Genomic DNA, 19121 nt, shown 5'->3' with positions numbered 1-19121 from the left:
TACATATTAAATTTGGGGATAGGATTAAAGCCTTCGGCAACTCCTTTTAGGGTTCGCACTCGAGGCTTTCAGCCTCCGAGAACGAACCCTAAAAGGAGTGATGTGACACAGTTCAATTTACACTACCGAAAAATTGCCCAACTGTCAGATTAAGTCTTAACTTTTACAAATTACCGCCCCGCGGGGCGGTAATTGAGCCATTGACACAGTTTGTTTTACACTCCCGTGTGGTAAAGTTTTTTTGCCAGTTTCATCGATACGTTCCTTTTTCCGCTCATTATCTGGCTGAACGTATTTTCTTTGATTTCCAGAATTTCAGCTGTTTGTCGCTGGTTGAGATGCTTTTTACGCATTTCCTTTTCAATAGAAACAATAAGAGGTGTCTTGAACTTCAACGGACGTAAGTCCATATACAGGCTTTCGTAATCGGCACACATCCCTGCAATTCTTCCAAATTCTGTTGTGTATTCGTTGTCTGCTCCCTGTTCGGCGAAATAGCCATTTTCAGTGGCGTAATCCACTACTTCGTTCAGATATTTCACGGCTTCATCATAAGCTTTTCTGTCTGTAATCTCCGTGATATTTTCAAATTGCTTTTCCATATCAAATATTTTTAATGTCTTTTATTTTATCGTATTCGGGATGCGTTCCACAAAACCAGATCTGCATTCTTCCATTGATGAAAATGACCAAAACTACTAACCTGTATCGGTTGCCCTTGATGTTGAAAACGTAACGATTATTTCCAACATAATCCGCAGAAGGGAATAATGCTTTCAGCTCGTTGTGATTCACAAATTCGTATTCCTTAACCGTTTTAATCCACTTATTCAGCGGATTTATACTATCGGTATGCTTCCTCGAAAATTCCACAAAGCGTTATTTTGTTGGTAATTTCCATACGACAATACACAAAACACTTCCCAAATTGAGAAGTATTTTGTTTCAAAGAACTTATCCGCTTGTCGCATACCTAAGATTCTGCAAGGCAAGTTTAGAGACAACATTGGCCCCTGAAAGGATTACCTTCGGTGAGCCCTGCGGGATTCGTGTGCGCAATCATTAAGTTAAAAGCTAAATCGTTCTTTTTTGTCATACAGAGGCTTGCCGAAGTATCTGTTCGCTACACAGAAGAGCATAGTTTACAGATTCCTCTCTCGCCTACGGCGAGAGGATGACAAAGACTGACGAGAATTAAAGTTAATGATATCGATTTACGTCCACCGTAAAACCTGCCTGTATAGAATGCACGACATCATCATAACGGATATTAAGGTAATCTCTACCGTAATAATGCCTAATAATCAACCCCACATTTGATTTTTCAAATAAATAATAGGTGAGATAGTTGTGTACTCCAAATCTATATTTTTTGTTTGTTGGAGCCAATGCGACCAAATTGTCGTCTGTTATTAAGGACATTTCCGATCTAAAGGCCATTTTGGGATTTTTAGCTAAAACTCTTTTGTTTATCTCTCTATTTTTCTCTATTACCATAAAAGATGGTTTGCGTACCCATTGAAGATTAAGCAATAATCTGTTTAATCCATAGCTACCATTATCCATCTCACCCGACAGTTTAAAAGGACCTCCTAATGCCATATCTTTTTGATATCCCAATCCGAAAGAAATCAATTTATTATCTCCACATGGTTTGGCTAAATATATCAGCCCACGGATATAATTGGCGCTAAAGTCTCCACCCATATAATTGTTGCGCTGTCCAGAAGTGTGTAAAAAGTCATTATCGGATTGCCCATTGGAATAATGATGAACCTGAAGAGTAAGCCATGAATAAAAAGAGCTATTTGCAATATCATTATCTGAAAGCAAATAATCCGCCCCCAATCCAAACCTGTTGTTGGAAGGTAATAACGGGCTTGAAGTATCTTGTGTCATGCGCACAGTAAATCCCGCATCAAATGTTGCTCGCAGTCTTTTAGCCCATTTAGGACTATAGTACGCCCCTTTATACAAGTTGAAACGGTAATTTAAGTCACCCTCCAACCAATATCCTTCTTGTCCTTCGCGGTCTTCTAACGGTTTCATCCTGTCCTTAGCTGGCGAAAAGTAAGGCCAAACTAAATATTGAATGGGATCATGCAGCGATAGAACCTGATGATATTGTTTGTACGGCATATTTAACTCATCAAACCTTGGGTTACTAACCCTGTCCGAATCGTATATAGTATCTATTTGAACAACGTTCTGCCCCAAAGCCATTCCCGCCCAACCGAGAAGCAATAGCAATATCAATTTTGTTTTCATAGTTCTTGTTTTTTGTTATTTTTCAAATTTCATCTATTCCGCCATTCTGCTGCCTTTTCTTTGTCCTTTTCTAGTCCATGACCTCCCGATTTATAGAGCTCACCATAAATTATCGGTTTGCGGTCATCGTCTATTCCGTTTTCCACGGCCTTCGTATACCATTCCATCGTTTTAGCGTAGTCTTTCGTTACCCCTTGGCCAAGGTAATATCGGTTTCCTATTAAAAAAGCAGCCTCATCATTCCCGGCGAGATCGGCTTTATGATACCATTCCAGCGCCTGCGTCCAATCCTGTGTTCTACCCAATCCGCTTCCATGCAACCGTCCTATCATTCTCATCGCTTTGCTATTTCCCTGATTTGCCGCAACCAGATATTCACGCATCGCAAGTTCGTAATCCTTGTTGTCATAGGCCTGTTGTCCTGCTTTATAGGCTGGCATTTGATCTTCGTCGTACTTTCTTTTAGCCTGCTGTATCTTCTGGTCAATATCGTAGACTACCTTGAATTTTTCCATGACGAGATCTGCTTCATTGTCGGCGGCATACTCCATATATCTCTTTACTTCCGCTACTAGCTTCTGCGTGTGTTGGTCTGGATATTTATCCAGATCAGCCAGCCCATTTAGAATTTCAATGGTTAGATATCCTATTTTTGGGTTCCAACTTCCTAAGTATTCTTTTGTCTTTTATATAGACGTTAAGGCAGCGTTGAAGTTCTCGTTGTTGAAAGCCGTTTCGGCTTTTTCGTATTCCACTCTGGCCAGCAGTTGATCTTGCGCCTGGACAGTTATACAGCCGACAAACGAAAGGATCAATGAGAAGAATATTCTCTTAGCGAGGGAGGTGTTTATAAGTTCTATTTTCATTGTTTGATGATTTTGCAATCCCATTTCACTACAACATGAGTGACTAATGCGACCTACTTTGTAGCGATCCTTCATAACCAGGATTTGGATCTTCCCTCCAAGCCGTTCCTCCCCAACAACATAGGAGCAGCATTAACAATCTTGTTTTCATAATTATATACTTAGCGCTAATAACGTTTGATTAATAATTCTTAACTACAGCAACGACAAGCCAGATAACCTCCCCATCCGAACAACAAATAACCTCAAATATCCTTTCCAAAAAAATACCCCTTTTTGGGTATTTTTTCGTTAAAATATGTTGGAACACAGTCTTCCAATCCGTATCTTTAATCACCATATTTTAACTAATGAAAAGGACAGACTTAAGCTGCTCGCAAGAATCTACATGGTGTCTTGCAGATGTTTAGCGACTATTTTGATAGCCGATTATGAAGGAAAGACAGCATTTACTTTCAGAGCTTTGGGGAAGCTATCCCGCGTATCTGGCCGACGAACGCAACGCGCTCAGCGCCCATTCTGTTGGTAAGCACCTCGCAGACATACTTGCTATAGGGCCGTGCTACTATTACACCATTCATGTCGCTGATTACAGTTTGCACCACCCCGCAGATACGATCCTATCTATTCACGGTATCAAAAAATATCCGGAGACTTTACAGCAGATTATTGACCTGATTCATCCCGACGATATTGATTTTGTAATTGCTGCCGAACAAGCTACGCTGGATAAGATAAATGAAATTGGATTGCAACACCAATTAAACCTCAAAACAAGTTACTGTTGCCGTATGCGTGTGGCCGACGGCTCGTACCACCTCTTTCACCATCAGGCCGTACTTCTTGCAACGGATGATGACGGACGCTTGATCACCGCACTCCATATCCATACCGACATGCAGCATATCATGTCGGTAAACAATAAAATCGTATTGATCAGTGACATCGGCGAGCGCAATAACTATTGTCAGATAAATCTGTCGGAACAGCCGATGACTACGCCGCCCCCAAAACTTTCGAAGCGCGAGATGGAGGTATTGGCCTTACTGGCTCAAGGACTATCCAGTCAACAAATAGGCGACAAGCTGTTTATCTCTGTCCAGACAGTCCACGTACACCGTAAGCATTTGCTCAAGAAGACAAATACCAACAACAGTAGTAACCTAATAAAAAAATGCATCGAATTAAGCTTATTGTAATGCGTTGAAACTGAAACAACAGATGTAACTATTAATTATGAAAAAGACCGATCATCTACTGCTACCCGTCTGGCAAAAATTCCCGGAAATATTTGCTCCGGAGAACACCGAACTCGCCCCGGTAGATATCCTGAAACTGATCTCAGAGATCTTCGTCGTCGGTGACTATTATTACTTCCTCATCGATTTCCACAACTATACGTTGCATAATCATAGCCCGAAACTCTGTGCCATACATGGTTTGGAGCATACACCGGCCTATTTACAGCAGATTTTGGACTTAACGCATCCTGATGATATCGACTTTGTATTACGTGCAGAAGAGCACTGCTCCGCCAAAATGGTGGAATTGGGTGCACAGCATACGAAATCACTTAAATCAAGTTATTGTTTTCGTTTGCGTGTAGCTGACGGTTCTTATCACCTTTTCCACCATCAGGCCATCGTACTCGACGTAGACAGCCAACATCAGATCCTCAGGAGCCTAAATATCCATACAGATATTCAGCACCTAACGACTGAAAATAACCATATCGTCAGCTTAATCGGGATCAATGGGCGAACAGACTTCCATCAGATCGATCTTTCGACCAAGCCTGCAAAACACGGGCAAAAGTCACCTTTGACAAAGCGAGAGCTCGAGATTATTCCATTGATTGCCAAGGGCTTGTCGAGCATAGCGATTGCACAGCGACTCGGAATATCAGAACAGACCATCCGGGTACACCGGAAGAATATTCTTAGAAAAACGCAAACAACAAATAGTGGCAGCATGATAAAAAAGTGTATCGAAGAGGGGTTGTTATAAACCCTGGTATATCATTTTTTATACGCCTCTCCGTAGTATTTCTCGTTGAAACGCAGGTTTGGTGTCAACCAATACAATTGTATAACCCGGGAATATCGGAAGTTAACTCCCGCTAATATAACTGCTGTTAATAAACATGCCGTTAAATAATGCCAAGGCGATTCCGAACCTCCAGATAGTACGAATACAGCGATGCAAACAGTCACAAATTCTGCAACGTTAAGCGCATAACTAACGAACATGGCCACATAGAAAAATCCGGGCTCCATTTCAAACTTCAATCCGCAATGCGGGCAGTTCTTATTCATTTTCTGTCCTTTTAAACGAAACATGCCTCCTTCAAAAATTTTCCCCGTTCGGCATCGGGGGCATTTACATTGCGTTGCCGCTTTAAACTTGCTAATCGTATACGTGTTGTTATTTTCCATTATACACTAATTAAGTATGCTTTTTCCTAAATTCTTCCGGTGTTACCCCTTCTCCTTTTTTAAAGAACTTTGTAAAGTAAGAATTGTCGTTAAAATTGAGTTCGTAGGCAATCTCCGATATAGCATAATCTTTAATCACCAGTAAACGTTTTGCCTCTAAGAGCACCCGGTTTCGGATAACCTCACCGGCAGACGAGCCCAACACTTCTTGGCATAAGGCATTGAGGTGATTCGGCGTGATATACAATAATGCCGCATAATCTTTAGGTAAGCGTAGCGATCTATAATTTAATTCTATCAAATTCAATAAGTTTCGCAACAAGGTATGATTATACATATCGCCCTGCAAGGGATTAGATATATCGCGTTGCTTTTCCAATAGATGGAAAATATACAACAGCGAAATACGCGTAAAATCTACATCGCGAATGTATGTTTGCAAACGCTTAAATGTATCTACAATCACTTCACGTTCTGCCTCTTTCACCGTAAATACCTCATCCCGAACCAGTCCCGAGAAAAAAGAAAAACAGCCTATATAATCTGGGCGGAGTAAAAAAGTGGTGAAGAAACCCTTGTCGAAATTAACCACATAACCATCCATCTCCCCTTCGAAAGACCAGGTATGGATTTGCCCGGGCGACATAAAATAAATTTGCCAGGGCACGATGTCAAATACTTCGAAATCAATTGTATGTTTCCCTCCCCCTTTTGTGAAGAGCAGCAAATGGTAGAAATTATGGCGATGCGGAAAAACCAAATTTCTATTTCTGGCTAAATAGCTCGCTAAATCCTCTACCATAACACCTTGTTGAACACGCTCTGAAACAGCACATTGTTCTATGACAGGCACTTTTGAACTCATATACAAAGATAAGGCAGTATTTCCACAAACAATGGTGGAATTAAAGGTTTTAATGGTGTTTTTTATGGATTTCAAATACAGCCCTACCTCAATGGTAGGGCTGCATCCGTCATTGTAATCCCTATCCTATAAACTACTGCTCCTGATAATCCGGGTTCTGGGTTAATTCAGGATTCCGTTGTAGTTCATCCATGGATATTGGCCATAGAAGATCCGATTCTTTGAATGTAGCACCGGCGGCATTGGTAGCGCCCACTAAAGGCTGGAAAGTGACATGGCCCTTTTCACTGGCCGAAATATTGGGAAATTGCTGCGTACGTAAACAATCATCCCACATTTTAAATTCCAAAGGAAGTTCTCGCAGACGTTCCTTCCATACCTCTTCCACGAAAGCATCAACACCCATTCCTTCTAATTCGCTGGTGTATTCGGCAACTGTCTTACCATTAATATCCGCGCGTGCTTTTATTTGAGCAAGGTACCCTGCTGTTACGTTATTAACGCCAATCGATCTGGCATTGGCTTCCGCAGCGATCAATAGTGCTTCTGCATAGCGATATAAGTTCCGATCTTTGGTAGATCTACCTGAAGTTAACAAAGCGGCTTCGTCAAAATAATACCATACGCCGGCGACGTCTGAAGACCATTTCTGACCGTTATTCGGATTCGTGTATTCCCAATGATAAAACTGGTTCGGTTGGATCCGCAGATCCTGTTCATCATAGACATTTAAAAAACGATTCGTCGGACCATATACCCGCTCGAAGATCGCATACGTTCCGAATACGGAAACAGCGGATGAACTAAAGGCATAAGTAGGCCACCATCCACCATGACTGATCGTCTCATCAAATTCATACGAATAAATTACCTCCGGTAGATCATCCGAAGTCCGCAACTTGTTGTATGCACTGTTCATCCCTAAATCCTCGTTCGGTGTCAGTTCGTGGGGAGAATCAATGACGATCTGTACGGCATCGGCAGCGTCTTTGTATTTACCTTGTTGCAAATACACATTAGCCAGTGCCATTGCGGCAACATACCGCGTCAGCCGGTAACCACCTTGCACGAACATACTAGATGGTAACACGTCCACAGCTTCCTTCAAATCTGCCTCTATCAACTCATAGACCTGTTCCTCTGCCGTACGTGGGAGATATAAATCATCCTCTAAAGACGAGTACATGGTGGTAGAAAGAGGGATTGCACCAAACATTTTTACCAGATAAAAGTAATTGAACGCCCGAAAAAATTTAGCTTCACCAATAAGCCGGGAACTCAAAGCCTCATCCATTTCAATTTCTGGAATATAATTTATCGCGCCGTTGGCTATATTTATTGCCTGATAGGATTCATTCCAGATGCCATTCATGGTATTGGACACGATCCGAGTGTTCCCTTGCCGTGACAATAACCGGGAGTACTGAGCGATCAATTCCTGACCTTCATAACTATTAGTAAAGTATCCCGTCAGCATTGGAGGAACAGAAGCCGACGGCCCTATATACGCGCTGGCAGCAACCCCGTACCTTACCGGTGCTCCCATACGGTACAACGCATTGACATTTTCCTGCGCCTGCGCTGCGTTTTGATAAAAAGAATCAAGCCTTTGGTTAGACCGAGGATCTTCCTCCAAGAACTTATCACATGAGTTCAGACTCAACACCCCAGCACATACAACTCCTAATAATATATTTCTCGTTTTCATTTTCTTTTTATTTTACAATGTAAGATTTACTCCGAATGTGAATGTTTTTGCCCGCGGGTAGGCAAAGAACGTCATATTTTGTCCAAAAACATTCTCTTCTCCCTGTGAGGTGCTTTCTGGATCGTATCCCTGAAAGTCTTTTGACATAAATAGCCACGGATTATTTGCACTTGCAAATAACCGTAGTGATGAGATCCCCATACGCTTTACCATATCCGGTTCAAAAGTATAGCCTAGTTGTAAGAGATTTACACGCAAATAAGAACCGTCAACAATCCACGAGGAATCCACATTTGTATCTTGGCCAGCATGGCCGCTGTTCGTCAGGTAAACAGCCTGCTGCATGGTATTGGGATTTGTCCCATTGTATGCATCTGTCATGATTGACCGTAAGCCGTTTGTGATACCGAAACGATCATATGTTGAATGGAAAAACTGCTGCATCGTCTCTATGCCGTATACAAACTGTAGGTCGACTGTTAGATCAAAATTACGGTAAGCAAAGTTATTAATAAAACTTCCTGTCCAATCAGGCATCCCTTTTCCAAGAATCTCTTGTGTCGAAGATCGTCTCGGCCGGCCAATACTACTCTCTTCGATTTCGCCATTTTGGAAGTCTTCAACGGTATAAATACCGTCACGGCGATAACCATAAAAGCTGTTCAGGTTTTCCCCGACGCGTATAATGCTATTCGGTCCTCCAACCCAACTGTTCAGCAAGATATCTTCATCATTTTCACCTAGACTCAGGACCTCGTTTTTATTATAGTTCATATTGAGCGTGGAATTCCACACAAACGCATCATTTCGGACTGGAGTTGCAGTCAACATAAAATCCATTCCCCTATTTCTGACAGAACCAATATTTTCCATAACTGACAAAAAGCCCGTCGATCCTGGGAGTGGTCTTGCCAAGAGTAAATCTGTCGTCGTTCTATTATAATAAGAAACATCAAAGTTCAACCGGTTTTGAAAGAGGCCTAATTCAAATCCCGCATCCCAGGTACCCGTTCGCTCCCATCGTAGATTTTCGTTCGCCATCGTATTTACATATGCAATACCTTGCCTCGAGTTGTTTCTCAGGATGGTGCCCGCTGCAACATTGGCAATAGCCGAATATGGATCGATCTCCGAGTTCCCTGTCAAGCCATAACTAGATCGCAATTTCAAATTGCTAATATAGTCTACATCTGCCATAAAATCTTCGTTAGAGACATTCCAAGCTACACCCATCGACGGGAAAAATGCGTATTTATTCTGCGCACCAAATTTCGACGATCCATCCTGCCTGCCCGTCACCGTCACGGAGTAACGATCATTGTACGTATACGCTGCTCTTAAAAAATAAGAGTGCATACCCCAGCGGTCCCAAGCAGATTGTGGTGGTGCCGGAATTGTTCCAATCCCCATATTATACCATTGAAAAAAATCATTACTAAAGCCTTCTGTGCGAGAACCATCGTAATTAGACGTGCGTTCCTGCCAAGAAATACCTGCCATCGCATTTATGCGGTGTTTATCAAACGTTTTATTATAATTCATATACGTTTCCTGTTGCCAATATAGGATGTCCTCGTGCTGCACTTCCGCCCAACCATTAGGCATGGAAATATTGTTGAGCGTGATGGATGAATATCCTCTGTACGTTCGTTTATGATTGTCTACACCGAACTGCGTTTTTAAATCTAATCCATCAGCTAAATGGAAGGTTAATGCTGCGTTACCAAATATCTGTGTATTGGAACGGGTACGGTTTTGTAAATCGAGGATAGAGACTGGATTCGACATTCCTTCAAAGCCAAGACGGTTGTTGACGGTAGACGACGCCGAATGTGTATACTCCCCATTCGGTTGTCTGACCGGAAGCCACGGCAGCATCTCGATCATCGTCCGTCGCGCTTCCTGGCCCCCTCCATCTTCCGGTGTGTACCGTCCCCAAGTATGATTCACCGTCAGGTTAATCGCCGTCGAAAGCCAGTCTTTTGGCTTCGAATCGTACGCTAATTTCCCGTTTATCCGTTTGTTGTCTGTGTTCATCACGATTCCTTGCTGGTCGGTGTAGTTCAGGAAAGCACCTACAGAAGAGTTTTCGTCGCCTTGTTGTATATTAAGCTGATGATTATGCGATAACGATGTGCGTGTAGCCTCCCGTTGCCAGTCGGTGTTATAAAGAGGGTTTCCGTTGGCGTCAAAGTAATCGGGATCATTGAACCAGTCAGCCCTGTCAAGCGACCAGGTTTTGCCCTGCCAACGATTTTCGTTTTCCAGTCCGATCATGAAAGTCTCTACCCATTCATTGGCATCAAGCAGATCCATATAGCGTTGTGGCGAGCTCGAACTGACTGATCCCATATAGCTGACGGTTTTCCGTCCATCTTTACTTCCCCGTTTTGTTGTTACGAGCACGACACCGTTTGCTCCCCTTGCACCATAAATGGCTGCCGAAGAGGCGTCTTTCAAGACCTCAATCCGCTCAATGTCATTCGGGTTCAGCAAATGAAAGTTTTCCATCACAACGCCATCCACTACGTAAAGGGGGTTTGACGAGGTGTTTATGGAAGCCACCCCACGTATAACAACACGATTAGCATACGCCCCCGGCTGACTAGAATTGGAGTAAATATTTACACCAGCAGCTTGTCCTCTTAAGTTTTCAAGAGCACTAAAATTTTGTGCCTTAACCATTTGTTCCCCTTCCGCGATAGATATTGAACCTGTGACATCTGATTTCCGCATTGTACCGTAACCCACAACAACCACTTCCTCCACCATCTCCTGAGCCAGGGTTAGCGAAAATGCTATCGGTCCCGTACCGACCACGTCCTCTCCAGGTAGGTATCCTACAAAGCTAGCAACCAATGTTTGTCCCTCACTGGCCGTTATTTCAAAGCCCCCATTTTCATCGGTCAGGACAGATGTGCTGGTCCCTTTGATCGTGATTGTAGCGCCAGCAATAGCGTTTCCAGTGGCGGCATCTCTAACGACCCCAGACACTGTACGTTGAAGAGCTTCTTTACTTTTCTCGAGCGGTTGATGGGAGGAAGGCATCAAGGCATTAGCGGATCCCGTGCTCACCATTCCCGCAAAAGCTAAAGGAATTACCCAAAAACGGATTTTCCTCCGCTTGAATTTGTTCATGTGTACCATATAATATAGTTTAGTTTATAGTATTTAGATGTCGTACAAATCGCTTTCTTCATATTTGTTAATAAACCACAAGTGATATGTTCCCCTATATCAAACAAGATTTTAATAAATAAGTTTTTCAGAAAACGACCGTTAACATCTATGGAAAAAAATGGAAAGCTCCTCCGATAACTGTAATTCATAAGATAAAAACAATAAATTCGCAATATGTCATTACATAAGCAGCCCGAATTGAAGGAAGCCGTCTTACATCTTCCACAAAAGGAAAAAGATAAATTGCTGGTTCGTCTTGTCGGCAAAGACAAGATGTTGATGAAGCAACTCCATTTCCAATTATTAGAAGATCAGGTTGATCTGGAGGACCGTATCGAAAAACTCAAAGAGAGATTGACCGTCCTCTTTGCCGAAGGGAGAAATGCCGTCAAGAATGTTCCGGTGTACAGCAATTACAAAGAGCTTCAAAGTCTTATTCGACAGGCCAGTGGCTTGGTTAACGAACATGAAAAGATAACAAAAGACAAATACAGTGAGATTGATTGCCGGATCTATATTCTAAACGAAGCTTTCCGTCGATTTCCGCGCCTTTTTGAAAAATCCGCGGTACATAGTTCCTTCAAGCTACATGATTATGTAAAAGCACGTGTCAAAACGACCACCAATAAATTTGAAAAATTACATGAAGATCTGCAGTTTGATCTACAAGAATCTATGGAGGAGATGCTAAGTTTTGCGATGGAGCATGGTCTGGTATAACGGAGGTAGGGGAAAATTTACGTAAATTTGCAAAAACAAGATCTGGCATTAAGTGGGTATACAAGAAATTCTCGATAAGTACGCGCAAAGCGAAAAGGTAAAATCACTGGTAAAAAACATACAGGCAAAAAATCCTAAAATTCATCTTAAAGGGTTGATTGGCTCGTCCGATGCCATGACAGCTGCGGCGGCTTATACCTTACAGGAACGACCGTTCATCTTTATTTTACCTACGCACGAAGAAGCTTCCTATTTCTTAAGCGACTTGGAAAGTATATTGGATAAACAGGTATTGTTCTTTCCCGCATCGTTTCGCAAGGCATTTGAGTTTACACAAACAGACGCTTCTCATGTATTGCAACGCGCAGAGGCACTAAGTGCCCTAAACCATGCTTCCGAATTGCCGAAGATGCTTGTGACTTATCCCGAAGCCATTGCTGAAAAGGTCATCAATAGAGACGATTTAGAAAAAAACACCCTAAGCATCACGCAACAGAGCAAACTCAGCATCGATTTTATCAACGAATTCCTGTACGAATATGATTTTGAGCGTGTAGACTTCGTATATGAACCTGGGCAATTTGCTATCCGCGGTGGTATCGTCGATATTTTTTCATTTTCCAACGATCTTCCCTACCGGATTGAGTTTTTCGGTGACGACATCGAAAGCATCCGGACATTCGACGTAGAAACACAACTGTCTGTCAACAAGATACACACCGTCGTTATCGTACCCAATGTCCAGGCAAAGTTCTTATCCAATAATCACATCTCCCTATTGGAATACATCGACCGGAACAGTGTCATCTGGTTAAAAGACGTACAGTTCACACTCGATGTCTTAAAAGACGGTTACAAAAAAGCATCCGAATTCTGGAAGGCTCTTCCCGAGAAGGATATTCAGGCCAATAGCGAATGGGTAGATCCGAGAGTTACCTTTACAACCGATCGAGCATTCGGAGAGATGCTATTTGACTTTCCCAACATAGAATTCGGAAAGCAATTTTTCTACAAAGCAGATGACACGGTTTCTTTTGATACACACCCGCAACCGTCGTTCAACAAAGATTTTAACCTCCTAATCCACAATTTCAAGGAAAATGAAAAACAGCGTATACAAAATCTCATTTTCTCAGACTCCACGAAACAAATAGAGCGAATTTTCACCATCCTGGAAGACATCGACAAATCAATCACATTTATTCCCATACACCGCGCACTGCGGGAAGGTTTTCGTGATGACGAACAACGGTTGGCCTGTTACACAGACCATCAGATTTTTGATCGCTACTATAAATACAAGCGTAAAAAAGGTTATGAACGCTCCCAGGCGATTACGTTGAAAGAACTTCGCGATTTAAAGCCCGGCGATTACATCACCCACATCGATCATGGGGTGGGTAAATACGCCGGACTAGAAAAGGTGGAAGTCAATGGTAAAACACAGGAGATGATCCGTCTTGTGTATGCAGACAATGATCTACTCTATGTCAATATTAATTCCTTAAACCGAATATCTAAATATTCGGGTAAGGAAGGTACTGTTCCTAAAATGAACAAGTTAGGAACGGATGCTTGGGACAAGCTTAAAAAAACGACCAAGAAAAAGGTCAAAGACATAGCCCGCGACCTCATTAAGTTGTATGCCAAGCGGAAAGCCCAGACAGGAAATGCGTTCAGTCCGGACTCCTACCTGCAAAACGAACTGGAAGCGTCTTTTATTTACGAGGATACGCCAGATCAAGAGAAAGCGACTAACGACGTAAAAAGAGATATGGAATCACCTCACCCCATGGATCGATTAGTGTGTGGGGACGTCGGATTTGGTAAAACCGAAGTCGCTATCAGGGCAGCTTTCAAAGCCGTCGCAGATAGTAAACAGGTAGCAGTGCTGGTTCCTACGACGATTTTAGCCCTGCAACATTATCGTACTTTTAGTGAACGCCTAAGCGGTCTTCCTGCCAATATTGATTACATCAACCGATTCAAATCTTCGAAACAAATTAAAGACACCTTAGCCCGGCTTGCAGAGGGTAAAATTGACATCATCATCGGTACGCATCGATTGGTAAGCAAAGATGTCAAGTTTAAAGATTTGGGATTAATGATTATCGATGAGGAACAAAAATTTGGTGTCTCTGTTAAAGAGAAACTCAAAGTAATGCGGGCAAATGTAGACTCGCTGACGTTAACAGCAACGCCCATTCCGCGTACCCTGCATTTTTCACTGATGGGTGCGCGGGACCTAAGCATTATCTCCACGCCACCTCCCAATAGACAGCCCGTGCAAACGGAACTGCATGTGTTTAACGAGAAGCTCATACAGGAGGCTGTTTCCTACGAACTCGAGCGGAACGGTCAGGTATTTTTCATTCACAATCGGGTGGCTGATTTACCGCAATTGGGTGCGATGATTCAAAAGCTAGTATCCGGCGCTCGCATAGGCATTGCGCACGGGCAGCTCGAAGGTGACGAACTGGAAAATGTCATGCTGAAATTCATCAACCACGAATTTGATGTTCTGGTAGCGACCACCATTATCGAAGCAGGGCTGGATATACCCAACGCCAATACCATAATCATCAACCATGCGCATATGTTTGGACTCAGCGATCTGCATCAAATGCGCGGTCGTGTAGGGCGTTCCAACAAAAAAGCGTTCTGCTATCTGTTAAGTCCGCCGCTATCCACCCTAACAAATGAGGCTTACAAACGCCTCTCGGCTCTGGAGGAATTTTCGGAATTAGGCTCCGGCTTCAACGTAGCCATGCGTGATCTGGATATACGCGGCTCAGGAAACCTGTTGGGCGCAGAACAGTCCGGCTTTATTGCTGAAATCGGTTTTGAGATGTACAACAAGATTCTTGACGAGGCTGTCCAGGAACTAAAAGAAGATGAATTTGGCGAACTATTTGCCGACGACAAGGACAAAAAGTACGTTACCTTTACCCAAATAGACACGGATCTCGAGGTGATGATTCCAGACGAATATGTTACCAATATTGGAGAACGCTACAATCTCTACAACGACATCGGAAAACTAGAAAATGAACAACAGCTGGCGGTATTCGAAAAAGAACTAGAGGATCGTTTTGGCACCATACCCAAGCCAGTTTACGAGCTATTTAATACACTGCGTTTGCAATGGCTGGGTAAACAGATTGGTTTTGAGAAGATTTCTTTTAAAAAGAATACGTTGAAAGGTTATTTTGTCAACAATCCAAAATCCAGTTATTTTGAATCTGATCAATTCGGGAAAGTACTGGCATTCGTGCAGGCACATCCAGCCATATCGAATTTAAAAGAGGTAAAAGGGCAACTTAGGCTGGCCCTGAGCAATGTCAATAGCATTGATTGTGCGTTGCATTTATTAAGCGAAATGACATAAACGTAGAGGTCAGCACGTCGATGCTGACCTCCGCGTTTTAGCTATTTTCGCGATGCATTATATTATAAGCCTAACTTAACTTCTAAATGTTTGTCACTACGGATATACGTCGAAACGACCTCGTAAGTTAACTCCGACTCGCCCTCCTGGGCAGTGATGATTTGGGAAGAGGAAGGAAAAAGCGTCACCTTTTTGGTGCCTTTACCACTCTTCAGGTGTAATTCGAAATACAGGTCACTCTGATTGCTAAGTTCATAATAGTTGGTTACCACACCCTGCGCATTCTTTTTGCTATGGTAAGCGCTACCTAGCGAAACACATGCATGAAAAAGATCTTTGATGTGCTCTTCTTTACCAAATAAGTAATTACTGGACCAAGCGATGGTTCGACCTCGCTCTAACGCTTCACGGATAGCGGTAGTCGAACGATCTTCTGCCATGACCAACGTCATGGTACGATGCACGCCCTTTCTCTCAATATCATAATCGTGGGCAATCAAATTATGAATATCTGTATTCCCTATAACGGTTAAATCTCGATCTAAAGCCCAATCTAGTGCTTTTTTATGAAAACCGAAGCCATTTACCACCTCAATCCCGTGCAATTTTTTTTCTTGATACATTTTTTCTACAAATGGAATCCATTCGTAAGACCCTTCGATTTGCGTCGCTTTCCAACCTGGATGATTCCAGAAAACAAAAGCGTTTTGGTCTATAACCGCCTGGATAGCCTCCTCGTCCAGCGCATTCGCTCTATCAGCGACAAGATGCTTATCGTTATCGATAAAAAGCGCATTGAAATGTCCCGGAGGCGTGTTTCTGGTCACTTCTGTTCCTTTGATCAAGAGGATATTATTTTCATCAGCCATATTTTTGGCTAATTCGTACGAGCGGAGATTACCGGGCTTAACGTCCGCTTGATGTGGCGTATATTCAACGTGTTCTGTAAAAGAAATCACGTCCAACCCTTCTTTCCAGGCCTCCTGAACACGTACGTTCGGCCAAACATGTCCATCTGTGAACACGGTATGCATATGGAAATCACATTTTAAAACCTGTAATCCGTTCACGTTTGGAATCGTTATAATTTCACGTTTTTTTTGGTAACGGAATTCGTTCAGTCGCATAATTCCATCATCTGTTTGTGCTTGACCTAGGTAACTACATAAACTTGCGAAAGCAAGTAAAACGCCTAATTTTTTCATGTTTTATTGATTGATTTATCTGTCTCAAGATATGTATACTATATAATCTGAATATTAGGTAAATATTTCCTTTTTATCAAGTCACCACGCCACAAACGCGCCAAAAAACTACTATTTAGCTAACTAATTTATTAGCTTTGCGTTACATTTTATCCGTTATGGCAAAGTTAGAAACCTCCTTAATTCACGAAGGTGAACATTTCAACACGACTAAATCGGTTGTAACACCGATCTTCCAGACATCTACGTATCTCGCGGACGATATAGATTCTTTTGCACACGCTGCGACGGCAACAAAATCGCCCGAATTCTATCATCGCCATGGTAATCCCAACAATAGCCAAGCTGCAGCACTTATAGCAAAATTAGAAAAAAAAGAAGATGCACTCGTATTAGCAACTGGCATGGCAGCAATTAGTACAGCTATCCTTGCTGTCGTAAAGAGCGGCGATCATATCATTACGCAGAAAGCACATTACGCTGCATCATTGACGTTTATTCGTGAGTTTTTGTTACAGTATGGTGTAGAGGTGACCCAAGTCGATCAAACCGACAACGATGCTTTCAAAGCTGCTATTCGCCCTAACACGAAACTCATCTTTGTGGAAACACCTTCTAATCCAAACCTTGATATTACCGATTTGGAGTATATTGGCAAACTGGGCAAGGAACATGGGATCTTAACTATGATAGACAACACCTTTGCTTCGCCTATCAACCAAATACCAGCTGATTTCGGTATCGACATTATCGTCCATAGCGCTACAAAATACCTAGGCGGACACAGTGACCTCACAGCAGGTGCCGTATGTGGTTCGGCAGCATACATCGAACAAGTGTGGCGTAGGTCACTCCTACTGGGTGCATCATTAAGCCCCTTCGACTCTTGGTTGCTTCTACGCGGTTTAAAGACATTGGCATTACGTGTTCGCCAGATTAATGAAAACGCACTTGCCTTAGCGCAATGGTTGGAAAAACAGCCCACCATCAAGAAAGTTGCCTATGTAGGACTTGAAAACCACCCCCAACATGCGTTGGCAAAAAAGCAAATGAAAGGATTCACGGGTATGCTCGCTATCGAAATCGATGGCAAAGACGATACGGAACAATTCCAAAGAGCACAAGCGATACTAAGCAAATTAAAATTCTTCCACAACGCGGTAAGCTTAGGTGGAATTGAATCGTTGATAACCCATCCTGCTAGCATCTGGGGTGCACATCAAGCCGGAGAAAAGGGAAATCAGCAATCCTTTAGCAAAGGGCTCCTTCGTATCTCGGTAGGCATAGAGCATATCGATGATCTTATTAGTGATTTTGAGGGGGCTTTAGCGGGCTAGGCTATCAGCAACCCGGATCAACATACGGGTCGTTGATAGTCTTTTATTGTTTTTCTTTCCACCAATCAATTAAAAACGGGAGCCTTTGTCCTCGTTGCGCTTGGTATGGCACCTCCTATCAACGGCCAACCGTCTCGCCATTCTATTTTATCAAGCATCAGGGGACGCCTTGTAGCGCCTCCAGGAACGGTTCCCTGAGCCCTATCTATACCATGATAAAGCATCCAATCTGTCCCCTCATCATCGGTAATGATACGTGAATTATGACCTGGTCCGGCAAATATATCACTCCCTTGGAGCAATAACGTACCACGGCCACGCTCCGTAATGTCGTGCCCATCTCGATCGAGATAAGGCCCTTTTAAGTTTGTCGAACGTGCTACCAATACACGATATTGGCTATTGGCTCCGTCACAACAACTCCCCTTAGAACCAAAGAAGTAATAATAATCTTCCCGTTTATGAATCATTACAGCTTCAAAATCACCAGCAGCAATCTTTGTCTTTTGCGATAAATCAGGTATGCTCAAACCATCATCACTCAAATCGACGACATATGTTCCTTGCGTAGCGGCATTGCTAAAACTTCCCCAAAATAAATACCGATGTCCTCCTTCCTCAAAGAAATGCGGATCAATAGAATTCGGCACGTTTATTTCATTACTTGTAAAAAGCTTTCCCTGATCTGTAAATGGCCCTGACGGCTGGTCAGCCGTCGCTACCCCAACCCCCGGATTAGCATCTCCCCACGTAGAATAAGAATAATACATGACATATCTCCCGTCCGTATAAACCACATCAGGCGCCCATATATTTCCTGAATTTTTCCAATTAGGTTTTGTAGAAAATGCTTGTCCGACCAACGTCCATGAAGTTAAATTTTCTGAACTAACAACAGGTACTATGCGACTCCCGGCACCGTCCCCCCAATTATCTTCCGTCCCGTAAGCATAGAATACGCCCGTCCGGGGATCCCTCACCACGGTAGGATCTGCTAAAATCGGTTCGAAAACAGGGTTTCTATACATTGCTTCTTCCTCTGGATCGGCTTCTGGTGGTTTCGGAACACCAAGGTAAGGACCTGCTCCCCTATCGTCACAAGCTACGAAAAACAGGACAAATCCTACATACATTAACTTTCTCATATCA

At 42.8% G+C, this 19121-nt stretch carries 15 protein-coding genes; 5 read left to right on the top strand and 10 right to left on the bottom strand.

Features of this window, described 5'->3' with window-relative positions; genetic code table 11:
• Positions 1 to 215 precede the first annotated feature (215 nt).
• The 4 genes from C5745_RS03670 to C5745_RS03655 form a co-directional block, all read right to left on the bottom strand.
• Complete coding sequence (locus C5745_RS03670; RefSeq protein WP_105715608.1) at positions 216 to 602, bottom strand: helix-turn-helix domain-containing protein; 387 nt, start codon at positions 600 to 602, stop codon at positions 216 to 218.
• A gap of 1 nt (position 603) precedes the next feature.
• Positions 604 to 873 (bottom strand): type II toxin-antitoxin system HigB family toxin, encoded by a 270-nt coding sequence (locus C5745_RS03665; RefSeq protein WP_105715607.1) that lies wholly within the window; start codon positions 871 to 873, stop codon positions 604 to 606.
• A gap of 327 nt (positions 874 to 1200) precedes the next feature.
• Entirely contained in the window at positions 1201 to 2268 is a 1068-nt protein-coding gene (locus C5745_RS03660) for a hypothetical protein (RefSeq protein ID WP_105715606.1), read from the bottom strand.
• 29 nt (positions 2269 to 2297) lie between these two features.
• A complete protein-coding gene (locus C5745_RS03655) occupies positions 2298 to 2819 on the bottom strand; it encodes a tetratricopeptide repeat protein (RefSeq protein ID WP_105715605.1) in 522 nt (173 codons plus the stop codon).
• 746 nt (positions 2820 to 3565) lie between these two features.
• Between C5745_RS03655 and C5745_RS03645 the strand changes: the two genes are divergently transcribed.
• Complete coding sequence (locus C5745_RS03645; RefSeq protein WP_105715603.1) at positions 3566 to 4333, top strand: LuxR C-terminal-related transcriptional regulator; 768 nt, start codon at positions 3566 to 3568, stop codon at positions 4331 to 4333.
• Positions 4334 to 4370: 37 nt separating this feature from the next.
• A complete protein-coding gene (locus C5745_RS03640) occupies positions 4371 to 5141 on the top strand; it encodes a helix-turn-helix transcriptional regulator (protein WP_105715602.1) in 771 nt (256 codons plus the stop codon).
• 11 nt (positions 5142 to 5152) lie between these two features.
• Here the strand turns inward: C5745_RS03640 and C5745_RS03635 are convergent, their stop codons facing one another.
• From C5745_RS03635 to C5745_RS03620, 4 genes are all read right to left on the bottom strand, one after another.
• Positions 5153 to 5449 (bottom strand): DUF983 domain-containing protein, encoded by a 297-nt coding sequence (locus C5745_RS03635; protein ID WP_317046829.1) that lies wholly within the window; start codon positions 5447 to 5449, stop codon positions 5153 to 5155.
• 130 nt (positions 5450 to 5579) lie between these two features.
• Entirely contained in the window at positions 5580 to 6434 is an 855-nt protein-coding gene (locus C5745_RS03630; protein WP_105715600.1) for a helix-turn-helix domain-containing protein, read from the bottom strand.
• A 133-nt stretch (positions 6435 to 6567) separates the two neighbouring features.
• A complete protein-coding gene (locus tag C5745_RS03625) occupies positions 6568 to 8142 on the bottom strand; it encodes a RagB/SusD family nutrient uptake outer membrane protein (RefSeq protein ID WP_105715599.1) in 1575 nt (524 codons plus the stop codon).
• A gap of 12 nt (positions 8143 to 8154) precedes the next feature.
• Positions 8155 to 11280 (bottom strand): SusC/RagA family TonB-linked outer membrane protein, encoded by a 3126-nt coding sequence (locus tag C5745_RS03620; protein WP_105715598.1) that lies wholly within the window; start codon positions 11278 to 11280, stop codon positions 8155 to 8157.
• 216 nt (positions 11281 to 11496) lie between these two features.
• Here C5745_RS03620 and C5745_RS03610 point away from each other — a divergent pair, with 216 nt between their 5' ends.
• Both C5745_RS03610 and mfd read left to right on the top strand, forming a co-directional pair.
• Entirely contained in the window at positions 11497 to 12042 is a 546-nt protein-coding gene (locus tag C5745_RS03610; protein WP_105715596.1) for a hypothetical protein, read from the top strand.
• Positions 12043 to 12094: 52 nt separating this feature from the next.
• Positions 12095 to 15430 carry a transcription-repair coupling factor gene (mfd, locus tag C5745_RS03605; RefSeq protein WP_105715595.1) on the top strand — a complete coding sequence of 1112 codons (3336 nt, stop codon included), beginning with the start codon at positions 12095 to 12097 and terminating at the stop codon, positions 15428 to 15430.
• Positions 15431 to 15492: 62 nt separating this feature from the next.
• On the opposite strand, the gene C5745_RS03600 is transcribed toward mfd, so the two are convergent.
• A complete protein-coding gene (locus C5745_RS03600; RefSeq protein ID WP_105715594.1) occupies positions 15493 to 16635 on the bottom strand; it encodes an Sb-PDE family phosphodiesterase in 1143 nt (380 codons plus the stop codon).
• Positions 16636 to 16793: 158 nt separating this feature from the next.
• Between C5745_RS03600 and C5745_RS03595 the strand changes: the two genes are divergently transcribed.
• Positions 16794 to 17972: a trans-sulfuration enzyme family protein gene (locus C5745_RS03595; protein WP_105715593.1), complete on the top strand. Its 1179-nt coding sequence runs from the start codon at positions 16794 to 16796 to the stop codon at positions 17970 to 17972.
• Positions 17973 to 18037: 65 nt separating this feature from the next.
• Here C5745_RS03595 and C5745_RS03590 read toward each other — a convergent pair whose 3' ends face one another.
• Positions 18038 to 19117 carry a family 43 glycosylhydrolase gene (locus tag C5745_RS03590; protein WP_105715592.1) on the bottom strand — a complete coding sequence of 360 codons (1080 nt, stop codon included), beginning with the start codon at positions 19115 to 19117 and terminating at the stop codon, positions 18038 to 18040.
• Positions 19118 to 19121 lie beyond the last annotated feature (4 nt).

The organism is Sphingobacterium haloxyli, from assembly GCF_002980525.1.
In the GTDB taxonomy this organism is placed as follows: Bacteria; Bacteroidota; Bacteroidia; order Sphingobacteriales; family Sphingobacteriaceae; genus Sphingobacterium; species Sphingobacterium haloxyli.
This window is presented reverse-complemented; position numbering and strand designations above follow the sequence as displayed.